The organism is Micromonospora sp. U56 (genome assembly GCF_018070095.1).
Lineage (GTDB): Bacteria > Actinomycetota > Actinomycetes > Mycobacteriales > Micromonosporaceae > Micromonospora > Micromonospora purpureochromogenes.
This window is the reverse complement of sequence record NZ_JAGPYL010000217.1, coordinates 1-4,519: the sequence shown is the minus strand read 5'-3', so window position 1 is coordinate 4,519 and position 4,519 is coordinate 1. Positions and strand designations below refer to the sequence as shown.

General features: G+C 74.8%; 6 protein-coding genes. 4 read left to right on the top strand and 2 right to left on the bottom strand.

From position 1 onward, the window contains the following. Positions 1 to 300: hemerythrin domain-containing protein (locus KBX37_RS33375; RefSeq protein ID WP_210779809.1), on the bottom strand; the 300-nt coding region annotated here is incomplete at its 3' end. Between the two features lie 189 nt (positions 301 to 489). Here KBX37_RS33375 and KBX37_RS33370 point away from each other — a divergent pair. Together KBX37_RS33370 and KBX37_RS33365 are read left to right on the top strand one after the other, a co-directional pair. After that, the gene (locus KBX37_RS33370; RefSeq protein ID WP_210779808.1) at positions 490 to 1,818 is read left to right on the top strand and encodes a M20/M25/M40 family metallo-hydrolase; all 1,329 of its coding nucleotides are present in this window, start codon (positions 490 to 492) and stop codon (positions 1,816 to 1,818) included. Positions 1,819 to 1,867: 49 nt separating this feature from the next. Then, positions 1,868 to 2,527: a hypothetical protein gene (locus KBX37_RS33365; protein WP_210779807.1), complete on the top strand. Its 660-nt coding sequence runs from the start codon at positions 1,868 to 1,870 to the stop codon at positions 2,525 to 2,527. Positions 2,528 to 2,622: 95 nt separating this feature from the next. On the opposite strand, the gene KBX37_RS33360 is transcribed toward KBX37_RS33365, so the two are convergent. Continuing rightward, positions 2,623 to 2,814: a DUF5703 family protein gene (locus KBX37_RS33360; RefSeq protein WP_053655860.1), complete on the bottom strand. Its 192-nt coding sequence runs from the start codon at positions 2,812 to 2,814 to the stop codon at positions 2,623 to 2,625. A gap of 180 nt (positions 2,815 to 2,994) precedes the next feature. On the opposite strand from KBX37_RS33360, the gene KBX37_RS33355 reads away from it, so the two are divergent. Next, positions 2,995 to 3,465 carry a GNAT family N-acetyltransferase gene (locus KBX37_RS33355; protein WP_210779806.1) on the top strand — a complete coding sequence of 157 codons (471 nt, stop codon included), beginning with the start codon at positions 2,995 to 2,997 and terminating at the stop codon, positions 3,463 to 3,465. A gap of 132 nt (positions 3,466 to 3,597) precedes the next feature. Next, on the top strand, positions 3,598 to 4,353 hold the full coding sequence (locus KBX37_RS33350; protein ID WP_210779805.1) for a hypothetical protein: 756 nt from the start codon (positions 3,598 to 3,600) through the stop codon (positions 4,351 to 4,353). The last annotated feature ends 166 nt before the right edge of the window (positions 4,354 to 4,519 follow it).

The following is a 4,519-nucleotide window of genomic DNA, read 5'->3' as shown; positions in this document are numbered from 1 at the left end:
GGCCAGCAGCGCCGCGTCGGCCGCCAGTTCCCGGTCGACCCGCTCGGCGCTCCCGGGCAGCGCCGCCCGCGCGGCGGGCAGCAGGTACTGCTCCTCGGCGGAGAGGTGCCGTGAGATCGCCGCGGTCAGCACCTCGGCCACCTCGCGGCGCCGCTCGGGGCTCAGCCGCTGGTCGGTCACCTGGGCGGCCAGGCCGAGCAGTTGCCGGTGCTCGGTGTCGGCGATGTCGGCCATGCTGCGCCCGCCGGGCCGGTAGGCGTCGTCGGCGGTGGGCGGCAGGGGCGGCAGCGGGACGGTCATGAGGCCCTCCTCGACGGGCGGCCGGAGCCTGGGGACGGCCGGCGCGACGGGCGGTGCGGGGTCGCCGACGCGGTACCCGTACCGCAAGATCGTGAAACGGGGACGGCGCGGGAGGGCCGCGCGGACCCCGCCGCGCGCGAGCGCCGGCCGGGCCGCCGCGACAGCTGCCCCGACTGGTAGAAAGAGGCGATGACGAGCGACCCCGCCTCCGCCCGACCCGACCCCACCGACGAGGTCGTGGAACTCTGCCGCGACCTGCTGCGCATCGACACCACCAACACCGGTGACAACGCCACCAGCGCGGGGGAGCGGCGCGCCGCGGAGTACGTCGCGGAGAAGCTGGCCGAGGTCGGCGTCGAGTCGCAGATCCACGAGTCGGCGCCCGGCCGGGCCAACCTGGTCGCCCGGATCCCCGGCACCGACCCGGGCCGGGACGCCCTGCTGGTGCACGGCCACCTGGACGTGGTGCCCGCGGACGCCGACGAGTGGTCGGTGCACCCGTTCTCCGGGGAGATCCGCGACGGCTACCTGTGGGGCCGGGGCGCCATCGACATGAAGGACTTCGACGCGATGGTGCTGGCCGTGGTGCGGCACTGGCAGCGCACCGGCGTGCGCCCGCCGCGCGACATCGTGCTGGCCTACACCGCCGACGAGGAGGCGGGCAGCGACTACGGCGCGCACTTCCTGGTGCAGCGGCACCGGGAGCTCTTCGACGGCTGCACCGAGGCGATCGGCGAGGTCGGCGGCTTCTCCTACGCCATCGACGACGCGTCCCGGCTCTATCTGATCGAGACGGCGGAGAAGGGGCTGGACTGGCTGCGGCTGCACGCCAAGGGCCGGCCCGGGCACGGCTCGTTCATCCACGACGACAACGCGGTCACCGCGCTCGCCGAGGCGGTCGCCCGGGTCGGGCGGCACCGCTTCCCGGTCACCGTCACCCCGACCGTGCGGGCCTTCCTCGAGGAGGTCTCCGACGTGCTCGGCGTCGAGCTGGACCCGGACGACCCGGAGGCGGCGATCGCCAAGCTCGGCCCGATCGCCAACATCATCGGGGCGACCATCCGCAGTACCGCCAACCCGACCCGACTGGCCGCCGGCTACAAGGACAACGTCATCCCCGGTCGGGCCACCGCCACCATCGACTGCCGCAGCCTGCCCGGGCAGTCGGAGATGCTGGAGCGTCAGCTGCGCGAGCTGGTCGGACCGGACATCGACATCGAGTACATCCAGCGCCAGCCGGCCCTGGAGACCACCTTCGACGGTGACCTGGTCGAGGCGATGTCGGCGGCGCTGCGCGCGGAGGACCCGGGCGCCCGCCCGGTGCCGTACATGCTCTCCGGCGGCACCGACGCCAAGGCGTTCTCCCAGCTCGGCATCCGCTGCTTCGGGTTCGCGCCGCTGCGACTGCCGGCCGATCTCAACTTCTCCGCCCTGTTCCACGGCATCGACGAGCGGGTACCGGTGGACGGACTACAGTTCGGCGTGCGGGTCCTCGACCGGTTCCTGCGCACCTGCTGACCGGGTCCGTCGCCGGACCGCATCCTCCCCATCGCGAAGGGACTCCCTCATGACCGACCAGCACGGTGAGCTGGACGCTGCTCTGGAGCGCGTGATCGACGCCGCCCGGGCCCACCTGACGGCCGTGCGCGCCGCCCAGGGCCGGATCGACGACGACGGCGTCTGGCAGGCGTACGTGGCGTTGAACAACGCCTCGTACGCCTACGACGAGCAGCTGCTCGACGCGTTCGGCGAGGTCACGCCGTGGGACGTCGAGTCGATCGACCCCGACGAGGCCGACGAGCGGTTCGGCGGCGCCGAGGGTGTCGAGGCCAGCGACCCGCACCCGGCGGTGATCTCGGTGCGGCAGCGCCGCGACTACCGGGTGCCGAGCGTGTCCGCGCTGATCCGGGTCGCCGAGGCGGCCCGCCGCGAGGGCACCCCGGAGGAGGACGAGCCGGCGCCCGTCGAGGGGGTCGGCGAGGCGGTGCTGGAGCTGCTGCAGAGCGGGGACGGCTCGCTGAGCGCGCTGGACGTGCCGGAGCTGGAACCGCTCGACGGCGTGGTGATGGTCAGCGAGGTGGGCACCCCGGTCGACCTGGAGTCCTTCGACGACGACGACCCGGTGGGCCCGTTCCAGCCGGCCGCCGACGACCGTCTCGTCGGGCGGCTCGACGAGCACCCGTTCCTCGACGAGGACGAGCACGACCACGCCGGGCACGGCCACTAGGCCCTGGGCCGCGACGCCCCCGGGGTCCGACCGTGCGGTCCGGCCCCGGGGCACGTGGGCAGCCGACCCGGGTACGCCGGGCGGCGTGCCCGCCGTCAGTAGGACAGACCCGGCTGCGGCTGGTTGACCCGCCGACGGCGCAGCACGACCTGCCGCGTGCCGTCCCGGAACAGCCGCACCCGGGCCAACTCCCAACCGGAGAACTCCGCCTGGATCGCCAGCTGCGCCGCGGCGGTCAACCGGTCGACGTTCGGCGGCAGCCGCAGCGGCGCGTATTCGTAGTCCATGGACCTATGCTGCCCAGCCCGCAGGCCGTTCGCCACCCCCTCCCGCGTGACCCGCGCCGCTGGCCGGCCGCCCCGGCGCCGCCACCGTCCGGCCCGGCACCGCTCGCCCGGTTTCCGCCGCTCTTCGTGCGGCATCCCCCGGGGTGCCGGTCCGCGCCGCCGCGCCCCTATCGTGCGGTGGTGACGACCATCCGGCTGGAACCCATGACCGAGGCGCAGTACGCGCGCTACCGCGAGCGGGCGGAGGTCGACTACGCCGACGGCATCGCCGCCAGCGGTCTGCTGCCGCCGGCCGAGGCGCGCGAGAAGGCGCGCCGGGACTACGCCCGGCTGCTCCCCGACGGCCTGCGCACCGAGGGCCACCGGCTGTGGACCGCCTACGCCGGTGACGACGAGGTCGGCCTGCTCTGGCTGCACCTCGAGCCACGCTCGGACGGCCTGCACGCCTTCGGCTACGACTTCGAGGTACGCGCCGACCTGCGCCGGCGCGGCCACGGCCGGGCGATGATGCGGGCCGCGGAGCAGCTCTGCCGCGAGCTCGGCGTGGTGTCGATCGGGCTGAACGTGTTCGGCCACAACTCCGGCGCCCGGGCCCTTTACGAGCAGATGGGCTACGAGGTCACCTCCGTGCAGATGGTCAAGCGGTTGTGACGGGCACGGTGCGATCCCCTGATCGGCGAGAATGGCGCACTGCGGGGTTTTTGCGGCGGTCCGGGCGAACGGTGCGACCGGCCGGTACCGATGCGGTCTCCGCCCCGCCGCGCCCCGCCGTACCATGCGCCGGTGCCGCTCACCACGATCGTGACCCGACCCCGCACCCGCCGCGCCGCGCCGCTCTTCCCGCGAGTCGTCGCCGCGCTGCTCGCTCCGTTGCTGCTCGCCGGCTGCGGCCTCCTCGTCCGGCCCCGCCCCGCCGCCGCGCTGAGCTTCGAGTTCGCCCCGACCACCGGGGACGGGTACATGAACCAGGTGCTCACGATCGTCAACGAGGGCAACCGGGTGCTCGCGCCGACGCTGGAGTTCACCGCGCTGGACGCCGCCGGGCGCACGCTGCCCAGTGTGCGGGTCGCCTCGGTCTACGGCAGCGACCGGGGGCGGCTGGTCGTCCCGCCGGGCACCAGCAGCGACGTGCTGACCTTCACCGGTGCCGGAGCCCGGGCGGCCGAGGACGTGGCCGTCTCGGTGCGCACCGCGGAGCCGGTGGACGTCCCGGCCGTGAACGTCCAGCCGGTGGTGACCCCGGTGGCCGACGACGGCCGCGTGCTCGACCGCAACAGCCGGTTCACCGCCGTGTCGGTACGCAACGACGACAGCGAGCAGATGACCGTCCGGCTGGTGTACATCATCTGGACCGCCCCGCCCGCCGATCCGGCGACCGGCCAGCGGCAGCAGGCCGAGCGGGTGGTGCCGATCGGCGGCCTGATCCTCCTGCCGCCCAAGCACACCACCGTGGTGCCGGTGACCGGGGAGGCGCGGGCCGCGGTGGACGACGCGGCGGGCCGCGTCCCGGCCAGCATCAAGGCGTACCTGTCCTGGTAGCCGTCGCGGCCGGCCCTGCCCGGTCGCGGCAGCCTCGGGGCCTGGCCCGCCCGTGGGTAGCGCTTCCGGTCCGGCCGCCGCGCTACCCGCAGACCGGTCGGCCCCCGCCCGGGACGGCCGTGCCGGAGTGCGGCGACCGCGCCGATCCGGCGGGTCCGAGGTGCGG